This window comes from Citricoccus parietis, from assembly GCF_042433045.1.
Lineage (GTDB): Bacteria > Actinomycetota > Actinomycetes > Actinomycetales > Micrococcaceae > Citricoccus > Citricoccus parietis.
Window position 1 is genome coordinate 17,125 of sequence record NZ_JBHLWH010000013.1, and the last position, 17,353, is coordinate 34,477.

The following is a 17,353-nucleotide window of genomic DNA, read 5'->3' on the forward strand; positions in this document are numbered from 1 at the left end:
AATACTAGTCCAGCGGGTAGACGAGGGCGGTGGCGACGGCGGCCAGCCCCTCGCCACGCCCGGTGAACCCCAACGCATCGGTGGTGGTCCCGGACACCGAGACGGGGGCGCCGGCCGCCGCGGACAGCACTCGTTCGGCCTCCGCCCGGCGCCGGCCGACCTTGGGGCGGTTGCCGATCAGCTGCACGGCGACGTTGCCGATCCCGAAGCCGGCCTGCTGGACCAGTCGGGCAGCCTCGGCCAGCAGGGCGGTGCCGGCGGCCCCGGACCATTCGGGGCGTGAGGTGCCGAAGTGCTGCCCCAGGTCACCGATCCCGGCGGCGGAGAACAGTGCATCGCACGCGGCGTGAGCCACCACGTCCCCGTCCGAGTGGCCGGACAGTCCGGTCTCGCCCGGCCATTCCAGGCCGGCCACCCAGCAGGCCCGGTCCTCGCCGTCGGCGGCAAAGGCATGGACGTCCGTGCCGATGCCGGTGCGCGGCAGCTGCGGTGCGGCCGGTGCTGTCATCAGTGGTGCTCCAGGTTCGTCGAGGGGGTCGAGGGGGCAGCGCTGCCCGAGGCCAGCAGGGCGTTGGCCAGCATCAGGTCCAGCTGGGTGGTGATCTTGAAGCCCAGCGGATCACCGGCCACCACGCCGACACGGTGGCCCGCCGCCTCCATCGCCATCGCGTCGTCCGTCAGGGCCGCAGCACCGGCAGCACCCTCCTCCGCCAGGCGGTGGGCGGCCTCGAGGGACGTCAGGTCGAAGCCCTGGGGTGTCTGGACAGCCCTCAACTGCGTCCGCTGGAGGGTGCCGGTCACCTCTTCCGGCGCCGCGCCGGTCACGGTCTTGATCGTGTCCACCACCTCGACGGCGGGGACGACGGCGGCCGTCCCGGATTCGAGAGCTGTCGCCACGGCGTCGAAGACCGCCGGCGGAACGAAGGGCCGGGCCGCATCGTGGACCAGGAGCGCGTGCCGCCCGAAAGGACCACCGGCTGACCCAGCTGAGCCGGCTGAGCCAGCCAGCGTCCGTACGGCGGCCAGCCCGGCTCGCACGGAGTCCGCCCGTTCCGCGCCCCCCGGGACCGTCTGCACCGTGACGGCGGTCCGGGCCGCGAAGTCATGGCAGACCGCCTCCAGGGACGCCGCGTGGTCCGGGTCCCCGGGGACGACGACGGCGATGGCGTTGAGTTCGATGGCGCCCGCATCCCGGGCGGCCACCACGGAGTCGAGGCAGTGCTCGAGCATGGTGTGCCCATCACCGAGCGTGACCATGGCCTTGGGGACGCCGGCCTGGAGCCGTGATCCCGAGCCTGCGGCCACGATGAGGACCGTGGTTCGCATCAGGCGGCGAGGGTCTCGTCCAGCAGCAGGGCGGCGTCATCCTCCGAGGTCTTCTTGGCCAAGGCCAGCTCGGACACGAGCACCTGGCGGGCCTTGGCGAGCATGCGCTTCTCCCCGGCGGACAGGCCGCGGTCCTGGTCCCGGCGCCACAGGTCACGGACCACCTCGGCCACCTTGATGACGTCACCCGAGGCGAGCTTCTCCAGGTTCGCCTTGTAACGACGCGACCAGTTGGTGGGCTCTTCCGTGAACTCCGCCTGCAGGACACCGAACACGTGTTCCAGGCCCTCCTGGTCCACGACGTCCCGCACGCCGACCAGGTCGACGTTCTCCGCCGGCACTTCGATCGTCAAGTCGCCCTGGGCCACTTTGAGCTTGAGGTACATCTTCTCTTCGCCCTTGACCGTGCGCATCTTGATCTCTTCGATCTTCGCCGCACCGTGGTGGGGGTAGACGACTGTTTCTCCGACCTCAAAAACCATATGAATGGTCCCCTTTCCCTCCGCAAGAGTTTACCACGTCACATTCTCGTGACCTGTGTCGTTACTTGAACCCGGCGCCGAAAACGACATAATGCGCCTCCCCTTCATCCTGCTCCCCAGCACGGCGTCGCAGACGGCCTTCGAACGGGTGCATACGGTAGTCTCGAGTCAGCACCGCGCCGTGTGTTCACCCGTGTCCGCAGACCCGGTGATGCACAGCGCCTGACGTTCGCACCGAGGAGAACCCACCGTGAAGTTCGCCGCTTCCAAGGCCACCACCCGCAACGCCGCCGTGGCCGGCCTGGCCGCCGTCGCCCTGCTGGGCGCCACCGGCTGCAGTGCCGTCAACATGCAGGCCACCACACTGCAGTACGCACCGTCCGACGGAATCGTGGCCAATGTGGGCGACGCCGAGCTGCGCAACATCGCCCTGATCACCAGCGAGCCGGACTCCGAGGCGCGCTACATCGGCACCCTGGGCTCGGCCTCCGGCGAGCCGCTCGAGGTCACCATCACCGTGGCCGGCACCCAGACGCGCTTCTCGGTGCCGGGCGACGACACCCTGGAACTCGAGGATCCGGCCAATGAGCAGATCATTCCGAGCTCCGGTGGCCGCCCCGGCACCATGGTGGACGCCACCGTCGAGGTCGACGGTGTCTCCGAGACCGTCGGCATCACCATCCTGAACGGCACCCTGGAGGAGTACCGCCCCTTCGTTCCGGGCGGGGCCGATCCGTCCGTGGACGCCCACCTGTACGAGACTCCGGCTGCCGAAGAGGGCGGCCACCACTGAGGCCCATCCTCACCACAGCATCACGGCGAAGGGCCGGCACCCACTTCGGTGCCGGCCCTTCGCACGTCCTGTGATGGACCGGCCTACGGCTCGAACTTGTAACCGAGGCCGCGGACGGTCACGAGGTAGCGCGGGTTGGACGGGTCCGGTTCGATCTTGCCACGCAGGCGCTTGACGTGGACGTCGAGGGTCTTGGTGTCCCCCACATAGTCCGAGCCCCAGACGCGGTCGATGAGCTGGCCGCGGGTCAGCACCCGGCCGGAGTTGCGCAACAGCATCTCCAGCAGCTCGAACTCCTTGAGCGGCAGGGACACCTGCTCGCCGCCCACCGAGACCACATGGCGTTCGATGTCCATCCGCACCGGCCCGGCCTGCACCGTGGAGCTGATCAGCTCCTCCGGTTCCCCCTGACGCCGCAGCACGGCGCGGATGCGGGCCACGAGTTCCCGGGAGGAGTAGGGCTTGGTGACGTAGTCGTCCGCCCCCAGCTCCAGGCCCACCACCTTGTCGATCTCCGCGTCCTTGGCCGTGAGCATGATGACGGGCACGCTGGAGCGCTGCCGGAGCTGCCGGCAGACCTCCGTGCCGGACTGACCCGGCAGCTGCAGGTCGAGCAGCACCAGGTCGGCACCCGCCCGGTCGAACTCCACGACGGCATCGTTGCCGTCGGCCACGACCTCGACCTCGAACCCCTCCTTGCCCAGCAGGTAGGACAACGGGTCGCTGAACGACTCCTCGTCCTCCACGATCAGAATGCGGCTCATGATTGGGCTCCTTCCCCGCCTGCCGGGGCGGCAATGCCCCGATGGTTCACTGGTTGTTCGTGCTGCCCGGCATCGGGCTCCATCTCCGGCAACCGGACCGTGAAGGTCGAGCCTCGTCCCAGCTGGGACCAGACCGTCACTTCCCCGCCGTGGTTCGAGATGACGTGTTTGACGATCGAGAGGCCCAGACCGGTGCCGCCGGTCTGGCGGGAGCGGGCGGCGTCGATCCGGTAGAACCGCTCGAAGATCCGGTCCTGCTCCTCCTCGGGGATGCCCACCCCCTGGTCCGTGACGGACACCTGGGCCAGGCCGCGCACCGACCTCAGGCCCACGCCCACGGTGGTGCCGTCCGGCGAATAGCGCACCGCGTTGTCGATCAGGTTGCGCAGCGCCGTCATCAGCTGGTCATGGTCGCCGAACACGGTCGCGGAGACCTCACCTGCCACCCGGATGTCGATCTCCCGGGCCTCTGCCTGCATGCGGGAACGGTCCACGGCCTCGTTGACGATCTTGTTCAGGTCCACCGGCTGGCCGGCCCGGACCGTGTCCTTGCCCTGGAGCCGGGAGAGCTCGATGATGTCCTGCACCAGCGCGGCCAGCCGGGCGGACTCGATGCTCATGCGGCCCGCGAAACGGCGGACGGCGTCCTCGTCGTCAGCGGCGTCGTCCAGCGCCTCGGCCAGCAGCGAGATCGCGCCGACCGGGGTCTTCAGCTCGTGGGAGACGTTCGCCACGAAGTCGTGCCGCATGGCCTCCGTCCGGGTGATCTCCGTGCGGTCGTCCGCCAGCAGCAGGATGTACTCATCAGCCAGCGGGGCCACCCTCAACTGGACCACCAGGGTGCTCTGGCCCAGGGGGCCGCGGGGCAGCTCGTACTTGCGGTCCACGATGATCCCGTCCGAGCGCACGCGGTCCGTCAGGTCCAGCAGGTCCTCATGGACGAGGTGGTGACCACGGACCAGGCCGAAGGCATAGGCGGAGGGGTTGGCCCGGACCACGCCGTTGACAGCGTCCACCAACACATAGGCGCGGCCGATCACGGAGAGCACTTCGGCGGCACCGTCCGGAATGGACGGCTCGCCCACGGTGAGGTGGACCGCACGGCTGCGCTCGGAGGCCCGGAACGCCAGCATGGCGAGCACCCCGAGGATCAAGCCGATGAGGCCGCACACCACGCCTACGACTACGGGATCCGTCACGCAGACCAGACTACCCATCGCGGCGCACGGCGTCGTCAGGTGTCGGGGGCCCGCCCCGTGAGACCACCGCCACCTCCACCGCCGAATCCCCGGCGTTGAGCGGGGTTCGGGCCCGGAGGGTGCGCCTCAGGGCATAATATGCACGGGAACGTTCCCGCGGTTCAGATCGTGTTCACCTTGGTCCGCCAAGATGATCGCGGATCCGTGCCTGAAGAGCAGGAACGGCCCGTGGCCGCCTGCACACAGCGGCCCCATCACCGACCAGCCGGATTGAGGACTCATCCATGCGAGAACTGTTCCACGCCGATCTGAAGTCGTTGGGCGACCAGCTCACCGAGATCGCCGGTCTGGTGCGTGAGGCCATGGACAAGGCCCGCGTCTCCTTCGAGGAGGCCGACGTGGAGCTGGCCGAGACGGTCATCACCAATGACGCCCGCATCGACTACCTGCAGACCGCCCTCGACGAGAAGGCCATTGAGCTACTAGCCCTGCAGGGGCCCGTGGCCGCTGACCTGCGCACCGTCGTCGCCGCCCTGCGCATGAGCTCCTCACTGGAGCGCATGGGCGATCTGGCCCGCCACATCGCCCAGCTGGCACGCCGCCGGTTCCCGGACCTGGTGGTCCCCGCCTCCGTCCGTGAGGACTTCCGCCAGATGGCGGAGTACGCCGTGGAGGTCTCCGCCGAGGTGGAGCAGCTGCTGGCCACCCACGACCTCACACACGCCTCCACGATCGTGAAGCTCAACGCCACCATCAACGAGCTGCACGCCAAGAACTTCACCTCGGTCGCCAACCCGTCATGGGATGCCTCCGCCGCCACCACCGCGGACGTCACCCTGGCCTCCCGCTTCCTCGAGCGCTTCGCCGACCACGGCGTGTCCGTGGCGCGCAAGGTCACCTACCTCGCCACCGGCGAGTGGGAGCCGGTCATCGCCATCGACTGACCGCGGGGTCAACCCCAGCTGTACGACGTCGACCGGTCACCTTCCAGCGGAAGGTGACCGGCCGACGTCGTTGTTCGTCAGTTCGCGGGCTAGGGGACTACTGAGCCGGGCCCTGAGCGCTGCCCTGGGCGGCCACCGCGGCGGCGCCCGCGGCCGCTGCCTCCGGATCCAGGTAGCGGCCGTTCGCGGTCACCGGCTTGAGGTGCTCATCCAGCTCGTAGTACAGCGGGATGCCGGTGGGGATGTTCACCCCGGCGATGTCCTCATCCGAGATGCCGTCCAGGTGCTTGACCAGGGCGCGCAGGGAGTTGCCGTGGGCGGCCACCAGCACGGTCTTGCCAGCCTTCAGATCCGGCACGATCTCGGTCTCCCAGTACGGCAGCAGTCGCGTGACGACGTCCTGGAGGCATTCGGTGCGCGGCATGCCCTCTCCGAGGCCTGCATAGCGGGGATCATCGGCCTGCGAGAACTCGGAGGAGTCGTCCAGCGCGGGCGGCGGGGTGTCATAGGAGCGGCGCCAGACCATGAACTGTTCCTCGCCGAACTCGTCCCGGATCTGGGCCTTGTCCTTGCCCTGCAGGGCGCCGTAGTGGCGCTCGTTCAGGCGCCAGTCGCGCTTGACCGGGATCCACTGCCGATCGGCCGATTCGAGGGCCAGGTTGGCGGTGGTGATGGCCCGCTTCAGCACGGAGGTGTGCAGGACGTCCGGCAGCAGGCCCTCGGCGGCGAGCAGTTCACCGCCCCGGGCGGCCTCCTCGCGGCCCTTGGCGGTCAGCGGCACATCCACCCAACCGGTGAACAGGTTCTTCTCATTCCAGTCGCTCTGGCCGTGCCGCAGCAGGACGAGCTTGTAGGGTGTCTCAGCCATGGCCACATCCTAATGGGACGCGACCGAGAGGCTCGCCGTGCGACGAGACCCGATCAGTACCCGTAGGGGCGCGAGCCGCCGCTGCCGAAGAGCTTCAGCTCACCGCGCGGCCCGGCCAGGTACACGGCGGCCACGCACAGGGCAGCGATCTGGAACAGGCTGAACCCGGCGCCCAGACTGCCGATGGCCCCGGCCATGGACACCAGGCCCACGAACGCCGCCACCCCGGTGAGGAGCAGCCAGAAGGTCTTGGTCTTCTGCCCGGCCCGTTCGAACTGGTCCTTGCCCCGGGTCAGGCAGTCGCCGAAGGCCCAGACGGCCAGCACGACGGCCACCAGGGACAAGGCGATGTAGAGCCAGTTCTCAACGGTCGTGACCAGAATCCACGGGTACATGCGCTCAGCCTACCGCCGCGGCCCCCATCCCGGCCTGCAGGTCCTCCCACAAGTCGTCCACGTGTTCGATGCCCACGCTCAGCCGCAGTAGGCCGGCCGGGACGGTGGCCGGTTCACCGTCGAAACGCCGGCGGCGCTCGACCAGCGACTCCACGCCGCCCAGGGAGGTGGCGGGAACCCAGTGGCGCAGGTTCTGGACCACGGCGTCAGCGGCCGCCGCACCCTCCATCACGACCGTCAGCACGGAGCCGAAACCTCCCTGCATCTGGGCGGCGGCCAGGGCGTGCTGCGGGTGGTCCGGCAGACCCGGGTACGTCACGGCGGCCACCGGCAGGGTGCCCTCGCGCCGGGCCGCGTCGAGGCGGCGGGCCAGCTCGGCCGCATTGGCCTGCGAGCGCTCGAGGCGCAGGGCCAGGGTGCGCATGCCTCGCAGCGCCAGGAACGCCTCCATGGGACCGGCGATCGCCCCGTGCAGCGTGCGGTGGGCGTGCAGCTGGCGGTGCAGGCCGGCGTCGTCCGTCACGGCGGCACCCAGCACCACGTCCGAGTGCCCCGCCAGGTACTTGGTCACCGAATGGACCACGACGTCGGCGCCCAGCTCGAGCGGCCGCTGCACCAACGGCGTGGCGAAGGTGTTGTCCACCACCACGAGGGCGCCGGCCGCGTGGGCGGCCTCGGTGAGGGTGGCGAGATCCGCCACCTCCAACATGGGGTTGGTGGGCGATTCGAGCCAGAGGATGCTGGCGGGACCGTCCGCGGCACCCGTGCCGCGCACGGCCCGGAGGACCGCCTCGGCGTCCGTGACGTCCACCCGATCCACGGCCAGCCGTCCGGTCTGCCGCAGCGAGTCCAGCAGGGACAGCCCGCCCTGGTAGGCGTGCTGCGGCGCCACGATGCGGCCGCCGTTCGGGGCCAGGTGCAGGGCGGCCGAGATGGCGGCCATGCCGGAGGAGAACAGCAGGGCGGGCCGACCGGCCGGGTCCTCCACACCTTCCAGGGCTGCCAGCAGCTGCTCCGGGCCGTCCCACGTGGGATTGGACATGCGCCCGTAGAGCCGACGGGGCCCCGCCGCGTCCGGCTCCCAGCCGACGAACGTGGAGGTGAAATGCACCGGATCGTTGACCGGGGCATCCACCTCCCGGGCGGGACGGGAGGCACTGACCAACAGGGTTTCGGGATGCATCCTGAAATCGTACGTCCGGCGGGGGCCCGGGGCTGTGGATCGTTGCCCGTTGTGACGGTAGGGGCCGTTAGGCTGGACCGGTGATCGAGCAGCCCTCCACCTCCCCCGGACCCGTCCTTTCGCCGACCGGTCCGCAGGGTCTCTTCATCGCCTTCGAGGGCGGGGACGGCTCCGGCAAGTCCACTCAGGCGCGGCTGCTCGCCGAACGGCTGACGTCCGAGGGCCACGAGGTGCTGCTGACGCGCGAGCCGGGCGGGACCGACGTCGGCGAACAGCTGCGCTCCCTCGTGCTGGACCCGGCCCACGCCCCCATCGACCCGGTGACCGAGGCCCTGATCTTCGCCGCCGCCCGATCGGCCCACGTCCGCCAGCTGATCGACCCGGCCCTGGCCACCGGGCGCACCGTGGTGACCGACCGCTTCGTGGACTCCTCCGTGGCCTACCAGGGCGCCGGCCGCGACCTCGGCACGGACACCGTGGCCGGGATCAACGAGTGGGCCACCGGCGGGCTGCACCCGGACCTGACCGTCCTGCTGGACGTGGACACCGGCACCGCCGCCACCCGCCGCGCCGACCGTGAACAGGCTGCCGGCGGCACCGGCCCGGACCGCATGGAGTCCGAGCCCGAACCCTTCCACCAGCGCATCCGCACCGCCTTCACGGACCGTGCCGCCCAGGCCCCGGAACGCTACCTGGTGCTCGACGCCGGCCGGCCCGCCGCCGAGATCGCCGCCGAGGTCTGGGGCCGGGTCGCCGGGCTGCTCGGCCGCGGGACCGGCCGATGAGCGCCGCACCCGTGGCACCCGCGTGGGCCGAGCTCGCGGGCCAGGAGGCCGCCGTCGCGCAATTGTCCCGGGCCGCGACCATGGACTCCCCCACGCATGCCTGGCTGTTCACCGGTCCGCCCGGCTCCGGACGGTCCAATGCCGCGCGGGCGTTCGCCCAGGCACTGCAGTGTGAGAGGGAGGACCCTGCCCAGCGCGGCTGCGGGCGCTGCCACGCGTGCCTGACCGTGCACGCGGGGACCCACGCGGACGTCAAGGTCATGGCCACCGAGAACGTCACCTACAAGATCGACGAGATCCGCGAGCTGATCTCCCTCGCCCAGGACCGCCCCTCCTCCGGGCGGTGGCGGATCTTCATCATCGAGGACGCGGACCGCATGACGGAGCGCGCCACCAACGTCCTGCTCAAGGCGATCGAGGAGCCGCCGGCCCGGACCATCTGGATGCTGTGCGCCCCCTCCCCCGCGGACGTGCTCGTGACCATCCGCTCCCGTTGCCGCCCCGTGGGGTTACGCATCCCCTCGGTGCAGTCGGTCGCGGACCTGCTGGTGGACCGCGACAGCCTGGACCCGGCACTGGCACTGTTCGCGGCCCGCGCGTCCCAGTCCCACGTGGGCATGGCCCGGCGGCTGGCCCGGGACGAGGGGGCCCGGCAGCGCCGTGAGGCCGTGGTCCACCTGCCACTGCGGATCCAGGCGACCTCGGATGCGGTGGCCCTGGCCAAGGAGCTGGTGGAGGTCACCCAGGAGGAGGCGAAGTCCTCGGCCGAGGTCCGCAACGCCGAGGAGAAGGCCGGTCTGCTGCGCGCGCTGGGCCTCGGTGAGGACGAGAAGGTCCCACCCAAGCTGCGCCACCATGTCAAGCGCCTTGAGGACAGCCAGACGGCACGCAACAAGCGCTCCGTGCATGACACCCTCGACCGCGCGATGATCGACATGACGGGGCTGTTCAGGGACGTGCTGGCCCTGCAGCTGGGCACCGGGGCCGAACTGGTCAACGAGCACCTCCGGGACGAACTCGGTTCCTACGCCCACGGTGCCACCGCCGAGCGGACTGTGGCCCGGATCGACGCCGTGGCCACCGCCCGCCGGCGCCTGGCCGGCAACGTGCCCCCGCTGCTGGCGCTCGAAGCCATGACGATGAGTTTCCTGCCGGACCGCATCCTGGACCGACGTCCGGGCGAGCAGGCCTGACCCACTGACCACCGCCTGACCATCGTCCCGAAAGGACCCCGCGTGCGCCTGCACCCCTTCCCGACCGCCTCCGGTGCCATCGCCGCCGTCTTCGCAACCGCCCTGGTGCTCACCGGTTGCACCGCGGATGGCGGGCCGGACGGTGGGCCAGGTGGGCCGAACTCTGAAGCCGCGGAGCCGACGTCGGGCACCGCCGCCGTTCCGGAGGGGCTCGAGGACCTCTACGCCCAGGAGCCCGCCTGGCAGTCCTGCGAGCAGGATGCCGGCGACTTCGAGTGCGCCACCGTCGAGGCCCCGCTGGACTATGCGGATCCGGAGGGTGAGCGGATCGAGCTGGCCCTGGTCCGGACCGGCGGCGCCGAGGATGGCGCCCCGCACCTGCTGTTGAATCCCGGTGGCCCGGGGGCGTCCGGGGTGGACATGGTGGTGGACTCCCTGGACTTCGTGGCCTCCGGAGCCGTCCAGGACCACTACGCCGTGGTCGGTTTCGATCCGCGGGGTGTGTCCCGCTCGGCGCCGGTGGAGTGCCTGTCCGACGAGGAGATGGACGCGGCCCGCGAGGAGCACATCGATCCCTCCACGGACGAGGGCCTGGACGAGGTCCGGGATTCCGCCCGAGAGTATGCGCAGGCCTGCGATGAGAACACCGGTGAGGTCCTCGGCCACGTGGACACCGACTCCGCGGCCCGGGACATGGACCTGATGCGGGCCGTGCTGGGCGATCAGCAGCTGAATTACCTCGGCTTCTCCTACGGCACCGCCCTGGGTGCCTCCTACGCCGAGCAGTTCCCGGCCAACGTGGGCCGGATGGTGCTGGACGGGGCCATGGATCCCTCCCTCGACGAGTTCGAGGTCACCCTGGGCCAGGCCGAGGCGTTTGAGAAGGCCATCACGGCGTGGGCCGAGTCCTGCCTCGCCGGCCCGGAGTGCCCGCTGTCCGGCACTGCGGAGGACGGCGTGCAGCAGCTCCGCGAGCTGCTGGCACAGGTGGAGCAGTCCCCGCTGACGTCCTCCGACGGGCGGCAGGTCCCGGCCGCCACCTTCGTCGCGGGGCTGATCACCCCGCTGTACGCCGACGAGAACTGGCCGATGCTCACCCAGGCCGTCGCCGATGCCATGAACGGCAACCCGGACCTGATGCTCTACCTCGCGGACCTGAACGCCGGACGGGACGAGGACGGCGAGTACGGCTCCAACATCAACGACGCCTTCACGGCCATCAACTGCCTCGACTCCTCCGCGCCGTCCGACACCGAGACGCTCCGGAGCCAGGCGGAGCAGCTGGATGAGGCCTCCCCAACCATCGGCCGGTTCCTGGCCTACGGCGGGGCGAACTGTGCCGAGTGGCCCGAGAAGCCGGTGGACGAGCCCGCCCCAGCCAGCGCCCCCGGGGCAGCGCCGATCGTGGTCCTCGGCACCCAGGGCGACCCCGCCACCCCGTACGAGTGGGCCCCGGCACTGGCCGACCAGCTCGAATCCGGGGTGCTCGTCTCCTGGAACGGCCAGGGCCACACCGCCTATGGCCGGGCCGGGGAGTGCATCGGGACCGCCGTGGACGGGTACCTGATCGACGGTGAGGTGCCCGAGGACGGGTTGACCTGCGACTGAGGAGTCTTCCCGCGGGTCAGCGGGTCAGCAGCCCACGCCGGTCACCAGGGCCGGGACGTCCCGGATGGAGGGCACGACGGCGGCCGCACCGGCACCGCTGAGCACGGCCTCGTCGTGATAGCCGGTGAGCACCCCCACGGTCAATCCGGCACCGGCCCGCTGGCCGGCCCGGATGTCCCCGGCCGTGTCCCCGACCGTCATGACGGAGCGGACGTCCTCGAGGTCCAGGGCCAGCAATGCCGTGAGGATCATGTCCGGGTAGGGCACGCCGCGGCCGGCGTCCGAGGGGCACAGGCTGAGATCGGAGACGCCCATCCAGTCCAGTGACTCCAGGATCATGTTCTGGGTGTGCCGGGCGAAGCCGGTGGTCAGCACGATCTTCAGGCCCGCCTCCCGGAGCGCGGCCACGGCCTCCGCGGCACCGTCGACCGGGCGGACGCCACGTTCGGCCAGAAGCCGGTCATAGGTGGCCTCGAAGCACGCATTGGCACGGCGGGCCGCCACCAGGTCCTCGGCGAAGATCGAGCGGAAGATCTCATGCCGCGACGTGCCGCGAGCCTCACGGAAGTACCCCACCATCGCGTCCGATCGGGAGCCGCCTGGTTCGATGCCCTCCTGCAGGATCGCGGTGTTGAAGGCCTCGTCCTGGAGGCCTCCCTCGTCCACGGTGGTGCCGGACATGTCCAGCACGGCCAGCTTCAGCGGACGTCGTGAACGGAAGTCCCGGTGGGGTTGGGTGGTGGCAGGCATCATCACAACTGTCCTCCCGTAGACAGACGGCCCGGCGGGTGCCGGGCCTGTCATCATGTTCAGGCCACTCCACCGCAGCGATCTGTCCTGTGGTTGGACGTGAAGTGAACGTCATCTGTGGGTTGTGAACGCCGTGTGCTCACTCTGCTTTTGCCGGGCGGGGCACCGGCCCGCTATCATCGATAGCCGTGGCACCCCCGGGTGTCAGCGTTCGCCTCCTTAGCTCAGCTGGCCAGAGCAGCTCCCTCGTAAAGAGCAGGTCGCCGGTTCGAATCCGGCAGGGGGCTCAGACAGGAAACGCGCCGTTGAGGGGATCTTCTCCCGCAACGGCGCGTTGTCGTTTCCAGTCCCAGCGGGCCCTTGAGCGGGTCTTAGGCTCCGGGGCGGAACCCGGCAGCCTCTTCCGCCTCCTGCACGGCGGCCACGACCTTCTCGGCCCGGCGTCCCACCGAGTGCAGGGAGGCCTGCCCCAGCCGGAACAACGCCGCGGCCTGGGCGGTGGTGGCCAGGTCGTTCGCTGCCCGGGAGAGGATGCGGTGCACGTCGCTGCCTGAGGCGGGGACCTGCAGACCGGTCCCGGGGTGGTGGCGGTGGGCCTCCATGCACAGGTGGCGCACCCGGGGCGCCAACTCGGCCAGCACGTTGCCGGCGTTGACCAGCCCGTTCAACTCGTCCTCGGGGATCCTGCCCTCGGCGCGGGCCTCCTGGACGACCTGCCAGTACCGGTCCAGCGAGCGGATGAACCAGTCATGGCTCCGGCGCCAGAGTTCGGTGCCGAGCTCTGTCTCATCCTTCTTGGCCTGCCGGCGCCGCGCGAACGGTCCGGCCATCAAGGCCTCTCCCCGGTCACCAGCAGGATCTTGCCCGTCCGGTCGGCCTCTTCAAAGCGGTCCTGGGCCGCCGCCACGTCGTCCAGAGCGATCACCGCGTCCGTGGTGGTGCGGATGGCTCCTGAGGTCACCAGCGGCCAGACGTGCTCTGCCACCTCCCGCATGATCCCGGCCTTCTCCTCCGCGGGCCGTGGACGCAGCATCGTCCCGGTCACCACGGCGTTCTTGCCCATGACCTTGCCGATCGGCAGGGTTCCGGAGGCACCGCCCTGCAGGCCGATCACCACCAGCCGCCCGCCTTGCGCCAAAGCAGCCACATTCTTCTCCAGGTACTTCGCACCCATCACGTCCAGGATCACATCCGCGCCATGGCCGCCGGTGATCTCCTTCATCCGGACCACGAAGTCCTCCTCGCGGTGGTTGATGGCCGCCTCAGCACCCAGCTCGAGACTCCGCTGCACCTTTTCCGCGCTACCGGCGGTCGCCACGGGACGCGCGCCCAGTGCCTTCAACAGTTGCAGAGCGAAAGAGCCGATCCCGCCCGTACCACCGTGCACGAGCACCCAGTCGCCCCGGCCCACGCCGGCCTTCTGGACCAGGTTGGACCAACAGGTGGCCGCGACCTCCGGGAGGCCGGCCGCATCGGTGAGGGAGACGCCGTCGGGTACGGGAACCACCTGTCCGGCGGGGACCGACACGTACTCCGCATAGCCGCCACCCGCCAGCAGGGCACAGACCGGCGTGCCGAAATCCCAATTCCCGACGCCGGCCCCGGTCTCCTCGATCGTTCCGGAGACCTCCAGCCCGGGCACCTCCGAGGCTCCCTCTGGGACCGGATAGTTGCCCGCCCGCTGCAGCAGGTCCGCGCGGTTGATGCCGGCAGCAGTGACCTTGATGAGGACCTCACCGGGCCCCGGCACGGGAAGGGCCAGGTCCTCCACTGAGAGGACCTCGCGACCGCCGGCGCCGGTGTACGTCACGGCCCGCATGGTGTGGTGATGGAGCTCCTGGGACATGGTCCTCCCCTTCTCTGGTGGCTGGCCAACGACTTTCTCAGCGTTGCTTCTAGGCTACTCGTGTGGCCTAGTTGCAGGGTCGCGTGAACCATCCCCCAGCGCAACGGTGACCTCAGCGCCGATCTCTCCCTCCGTGTACTGACTCTTGAGCGCAGCGACGAGCCGTCTGGCATGTCATGGGGGAGGTTGTCCGGCAGGGTGGCGGTCACTGTGGTGTTCGTGGAGCAGGCGATCACCCGTGACTGTCCAGGTTCCTTCGACGGCGGTTCTTTCAGCGGTGGTGCTGTCGACGGGCATTCTGGCTCTGCTGGTGGGGTGAGGGGCCGGGTGTGATTGGTGTACTCGTGGCCGGTGGGGGTGGTGACGCGGAGTTCGCCGGCGGTCGCGTGGTGGGTCCAGCCGGGGTTCTCTTTGGTGTGGTTGCAGCGCACGCAGAGTCCGGAGGCGTTGTCCCAGGAGGTGGGCCCGCCTTCGCGGTGGGGTGTGGCGTGGTCGATGTGCCGGATCGGGGCGTCGCAGTACGGGGTACGGCAGATCCCGTCGCGCAGGAGCACCATGTGCCGCAGCAGGCCGGAGAAGGCGCGGCGGTGGGAGTCCATCGCGACGAGTTGACCGGTGCCAGGTGCGGTGTAGAGCCGGCGGATGAAGACCTCGGCCTCGGTGTCCGCGATCATCCGGCGTGCCACCGGCGCCGGGATCGGACCGTGACCGGGCAACCACGCCGGGAGGTTCGCCTCCCGCCCGGATCCAGAAGCGGACTGACCAGCAGTTCCGGTAGTGGGCCCGGCTGGTCCGGCAGGGCTGGATGAGTCGTTGGCGGTGTCGAGGAGGGTGGTGTCGGTCATGATCAGTTGGATCTCGACGGGGACGGCGTCGGCGGTGGTCTGGCCGGTGAGGCGCTGGACGAAGAGGTCGGTGAGGACCTGCTGTGGGGTCCTCTCGGCGGCGTCGCCTTCGGCGATGGTGCTGGCAGCGGCCGTGGTGAGGTTCTGGTAGCAGGCCGCGCCCTGAGCGATCGGCAGCAAGGCGGTGAGGTAGGCCATACCGGGGTTGGTCTGGGCGGGCTCCAAGCTCAGATGCCGGTCGCGGCAGGCTTCTTCTTGGCGTTGGAGCGCGGCGGCGGGGTCTTGCCCTTGGGCGGCAGCTTGTGCCTCCTGGACGAGTTCGCGATGGCCGAGGAATCCGATCCGCCCGGCCAAGGCAGAATCGGCGGCCTGGCGTTGCGATGAGGTGAGCCAGTGGGTTTGGCGGTCGATCGCGGCGGCTTGTTCTTCGCTGATGCGTCCAGTGGTCAGTGCCTCCAGGGTGTGAGGCAAATCCGCAGTCAAGTTCAAGGCGAGTCGGAGCTGTTTGGAGCCCCGGGCTCCGGTGCGGCGGGCCAGGCCGACCTCGCCGGGCAGGCCTCGACCCCGACGAGCCTCGGGGATGCCTTGGGCGGCCTCGGTGGTGGTGCGGTGGGTGTGCAGGGCGGCGGTCTCGCGGGCTTGGGCGGCTGCACAGGCCGATTTCAGTGCTTCCAGGGCCTGGATCCGGTCAATGGCCTCTGCTTCGGGCCCGTCCGGAGATGCAATGGCCTGCCGCGCGTCCAGCTCATCAGGGTTGAGGGCCGCGGCGGGGACCATCAAGGCCAAGGCCTGGCGCAGACCGATGAGGTGAAGCGCGTTGACCGGAACCGCAGCCACCGGAACCCGCGCACGGGCGATTGCAGCGCTACCGGTGGAGCCGCCGCCGGACCGGCACACGTCACCTTCGCTTCGTTGACTCGACTGAGCTTCGAACATGTGTACTACTCTACGAGGGTGGTCGGACACGATATGCAGCGGCGGCCCGGGTTGTGGATGAAGTTGGGAGAAGGCCCACCTGTGCAGGACTGAGGCTGCACAGTTGCGGGAGCGGAACAGTCCCAGACATGAACTGCCGTAAGACCGGTAGGCTGATCGGGGCCTTTAGAATGGTCCCCCTGGGATGGTTGTCCGAGCGGCCGAAGGAGCTGGTCTTGAAAACCAGTGTGCGGTAACCCCGTACCAAGAGTTCGAATCTCTTACCATCCGCCTAAATAAAGGGAAGCGGCCCCACTAGGTGGGGCCGCTTCCGCTTTTCCGGGGGCCGTCTAGGTCCGATTTGTGGCCGGACTGTGGCCATTGGTCCTGGACGCCGCCCGGGGGATCATGCCGGCGCGCTGCTCCGCGGCCGCCTCCCCGACGCCCGGCAGCAGGTGCCCATACGTGTCCACGGTGAGCTTGATCGTGCTGTGCCTCAGTACTTTGGACACCACGGCGACGTCCACGCCGGCCGCGATCATCAGGGATGCAGTGCCGTGCCGTAGATCATGCAGCCGGGCGCGCCGCAATGGCTTCTGAGCGCCTTCGGGCTTCAGCGGGTCCTCCGGGACGGTCACGCCATCCTGCAGCTCCAGGAACCGCGCTGTGAGCCAGCTAGGCCGGATCGGCGTCCCGTCCTCCCTGGCGAACACGAACCCGTGGTCCCGGTACGCCTTGCCCCAGGCCTCGCGTTCCTCACCCTGGGCCAGCTGCTGGGACAGCAGGACGGCCACGGTGCCGGCGTCCAGGTGCACCACGGACGCGCTCTCCTCGGTCTTCGGGTCCGTGACCCTCATTCCAGGGTGCGGATCCCCGCAGAAGGGGCATTTCACCTCGAGCTTCTGGAGGTTCAGCTGCACCACCTGCTGACGGATGAGGATCCGCCCCTTCCCCAGGTCCACGTCATCCCAGCGCAGCCCCAACGCCTCGCCGCGCCGCAGGCCGAGGTAGGCCACCAGGTGGAACAGGCCGCCCACCCGGTCCCCCGCCACGGCGTCCAGGTACGCCCCGGTCTCCTCCGGCGTCCACGGCTCGACCCGCTTCCGCGTCTCCCTGGGCATGTCCAGGTCCCTAGCCGGATTCCACGACAGCAGCCGTTCCTTCACGGCGGCCGCCAGCGCCGTCCGCAGCGTGGACCGCACCCGGTGGACCATCGCCGCGCTACGGCCCTCCGCCACCTTCTGCAGCATGGCGTAGATGTGCTCCGGCCGCAGGTCCCGCAGCTTCAGTTGCCCCAGCTCCGGCCTGATATGCAGTTCTATGTGAGATCGGTACGTGTCCACCGTCGTCGGCTTCAGCCCCGCGGCCTTCCGCGCCAGCCACCTGTCCAAGAACTGGCCGACGGTCTGGCGCTGATCATCCGTCCACGTGCCGGCGCCCACCGCGGTCATGGCGTC

The 17,353-nt window shown here is 69.8% G+C and carries 18 protein-coding genes and 2 tRNA genes; 7 read left to right on the plus strand and 13 right to left on the minus strand.

The features are described 5' to 3' along the window. Nucleotides 1-4: 4 nt before the first annotated feature. The 3 genes from ispF to ACFFIO_RS04120 are packed head-to-tail and all read right to left on the minus strand — an operon-like array spanning nt 5 to nt 1,808. A complete protein-coding gene (gene ispF, locus ACFFIO_RS04110; RefSeq protein WP_378040319.1) occupies nt 5-508 on the minus strand; it encodes a 2-C-methyl-D-erythritol 2,4-cyclodiphosphate synthase in 504 nt (167 codons plus the stop codon). Then, on the minus strand, nt 508-1,326 hold the full coding sequence (locus ACFFIO_RS04115; RefSeq protein WP_378040320.1) for an IspD/TarI family cytidylyltransferase: 819 nt from the start codon (nt 1,324-1,326) through the stop codon (nt 508-510). The genes ispF and ACFFIO_RS04115 overlap by 1 nt, the downstream gene beginning before the upstream one ends. After that, the gene (locus tag ACFFIO_RS04120) at nt 1,326-1,808 is read right to left on the minus strand and encodes a CarD family transcriptional regulator (protein ID WP_378040321.1); all 483 of its coding nucleotides are present in this window, start codon (nt 1,806-1,808) and stop codon (nt 1,326-1,328) included. The genes ACFFIO_RS04115 and ACFFIO_RS04120 overlap by 1 nt, the downstream gene beginning before the upstream one ends. A 250-nt stretch (nt 1,809-2,058) precedes the next feature. Here ACFFIO_RS04120 and ACFFIO_RS04125 point away from each other — a divergent pair, with 250 nt between their 5' ends. Continuing rightward, a complete protein-coding gene (locus ACFFIO_RS04125) occupies nt 2,059-2,601 on the plus strand; it encodes a hypothetical protein (RefSeq protein WP_378040322.1) in 543 nt (180 codons plus the stop codon). A gap of 83 nt (nt 2,602-2,684) precedes the next feature. Here ACFFIO_RS04125 and ACFFIO_RS04130 read toward each other — a convergent pair whose 3' ends face one another. Continuing rightward, nucleotides 2,685-3,365, minus strand: coding sequence for a winged helix-turn-helix domain-containing protein (locus ACFFIO_RS04130; protein ID WP_378040323.1), 681 nt, complete (start codon nt 3,363-3,365; stop codon nt 2,685-2,687). Further along, on the minus strand, nt 3,362-4,498 hold the full coding sequence (locus ACFFIO_RS04135) for a sensor histidine kinase (protein ID WP_378040499.1): 1,137 nt from the start codon (nt 4,496-4,498) through the stop codon (nt 3,362-3,364). Before ACFFIO_RS04135 ends, ACFFIO_RS04130 begins: the two co-directional genes overlap by 4 nt. A gap of 350 nt (nt 4,499-4,848) precedes the next feature. Here ACFFIO_RS04135 and phoU point away from each other — a divergent pair, with 350 nt between their 5' ends. Next, entirely contained in the window at nt 4,849-5,508 is a 660-nt protein-coding gene (gene phoU, locus ACFFIO_RS04140; RefSeq protein WP_378040324.1) for a phosphate signaling complex protein PhoU, read from the plus strand. Between the two features lie 97 nt (nt 5,509-5,605). Here the strand turns inward: phoU and ACFFIO_RS04145 are convergent, their stop codons facing one another. The 3 genes from ACFFIO_RS04145 to ACFFIO_RS04155 are packed head-to-tail and all read right to left on the minus strand — an operon-like array spanning nt 5,606 to nt 7,954. Then, nucleotides 5,606-6,376: a phosphoglyceromutase gene (locus tag ACFFIO_RS04145; RefSeq protein WP_378040325.1), complete on the minus strand. Its 771-nt coding sequence runs from the start codon at nt 6,374-6,376 to the stop codon at nt 5,606-5,608. Between the two features lie 53 nt (nt 6,377-6,429). Continuing rightward, nucleotides 6,430-6,771 carry a DUF2516 family protein gene (locus tag ACFFIO_RS04150; RefSeq protein WP_159548956.1) on the minus strand — a complete coding sequence of 114 codons (342 nt, stop codon included), beginning with the start codon at nt 6,769-6,771 and terminating at the stop codon, nt 6,430-6,432. A gap of 4 nt (nt 6,772-6,775) precedes the next feature. Continuing rightward, a complete protein-coding gene (locus tag ACFFIO_RS04155) occupies nt 6,776-7,954 on the minus strand; it encodes a trans-sulfuration enzyme family protein (protein WP_378040326.1) in 1,179 nt (392 codons plus the stop codon). An 80-nt stretch (nt 7,955-8,034) separates the two neighbouring features. On the opposite strand from ACFFIO_RS04155, the gene tmk reads away from it, so the two are divergent. Genes tmk through ACFFIO_RS04170 form a run of 3 tightly spaced genes read left to right on the plus strand, consistent with a single transcriptional unit; the run spans nt 8,035 to nt 11,540 of the window. Beyond that, a complete protein-coding gene (gene tmk / locus ACFFIO_RS04160; RefSeq protein ID WP_378040327.1) occupies nt 8,035-8,739 on the plus strand; it encodes a dTMP kinase in 705 nt (234 codons plus the stop codon). Next, a complete protein-coding gene (locus tag ACFFIO_RS04165; protein WP_378040328.1) occupies nt 8,736-9,932 on the plus strand; it encodes a DNA polymerase III subunit delta' in 1,197 nt (398 codons plus the stop codon). Before tmk ends, ACFFIO_RS04165 begins: the two co-directional genes overlap by 4 nt. 42 nt (nt 9,933-9,974) lie before the next feature. Beyond that, nucleotides 9,975-11,540, plus strand: a complete 1,566-nt coding sequence (locus ACFFIO_RS04170) for an alpha/beta hydrolase (protein WP_378040329.1) — start codon at nt 9,975-9,977, stop codon at nt 11,538-11,540. 24 nt (nt 11,541-11,564) lie between these two features. Here the strand turns inward: ACFFIO_RS04170 and ACFFIO_RS04175 are convergent, their stop codons facing one another. Beyond that, nucleotides 11,565-12,293 (minus strand): HAD family hydrolase, encoded by a 729-nt coding sequence (locus ACFFIO_RS04175; RefSeq protein WP_378040330.1) that lies wholly within the window; start codon nt 12,291-12,293, stop codon nt 11,565-11,567. A 210-nt stretch (nt 12,294-12,503) separates the two neighbouring features. On the opposite strand from ACFFIO_RS04175, the gene ACFFIO_RS04180 reads away from it, so the two are divergent. Next, a tRNA-Thr gene (locus ACFFIO_RS04180) sits at nt 12,504-12,577 on the plus strand. An 84-nt stretch (nt 12,578-12,661) separates the two neighbouring features. On the opposite strand, the gene ACFFIO_RS04185 is transcribed toward ACFFIO_RS04180, so the two are convergent. The 3 genes from ACFFIO_RS04185 to ACFFIO_RS04195 are packed head-to-tail and all read right to left on the minus strand — an operon-like array spanning nt 12,662 to nt 15,917. Then, nucleotides 12,662-13,120 carry a hypothetical protein gene (locus ACFFIO_RS04185; RefSeq protein ID WP_378040331.1) on the minus strand — a complete coding sequence of 153 codons (459 nt, stop codon included), beginning with the start codon at nt 13,118-13,120 and terminating at the stop codon, nt 12,662-12,664. Further along, the gene (locus tag ACFFIO_RS04190; protein ID WP_378040500.1) at nt 13,120-14,109 is read right to left on the minus strand and encodes an NAD(P)H-quinone oxidoreductase; all 990 of its coding nucleotides are present in this window, start codon (nt 14,107-14,109) and stop codon (nt 13,120-13,122) included. Before ACFFIO_RS04190 ends, ACFFIO_RS04185 begins: the two co-directional genes overlap by 1 nt. Continuing rightward, a complete protein-coding gene (locus tag ACFFIO_RS04195; RefSeq protein WP_378040332.1) occupies nt 14,097-15,917 on the minus strand; it encodes an HNH endonuclease in 1,821 nt (606 codons plus the stop codon). Before ACFFIO_RS04195 ends, ACFFIO_RS04190 begins: the two co-directional genes overlap by 13 nt. A 182-nt stretch (nt 15,918-16,099) precedes the next feature. Between ACFFIO_RS04195 and ACFFIO_RS04200 the strand changes: the two genes are divergently transcribed. Then, nucleotides 16,100-16,187: transfer RNA gene (locus ACFFIO_RS04200), tRNA-Ser, on the plus strand. A 59-nt stretch (nt 16,188-16,246) separates the two neighbouring features. On the opposite strand, the gene ACFFIO_RS04205 is transcribed toward ACFFIO_RS04200, so the two are convergent. Next, nucleotides 16,247-17,347, minus strand: a complete 1,101-nt coding sequence (locus ACFFIO_RS04205; protein WP_378040501.1) for a tyrosine-type recombinase/integrase — start codon at nt 17,345-17,347, stop codon at nt 16,247-16,249. Nucleotides 17,348-17,353 lie beyond the last annotated feature (6 nt).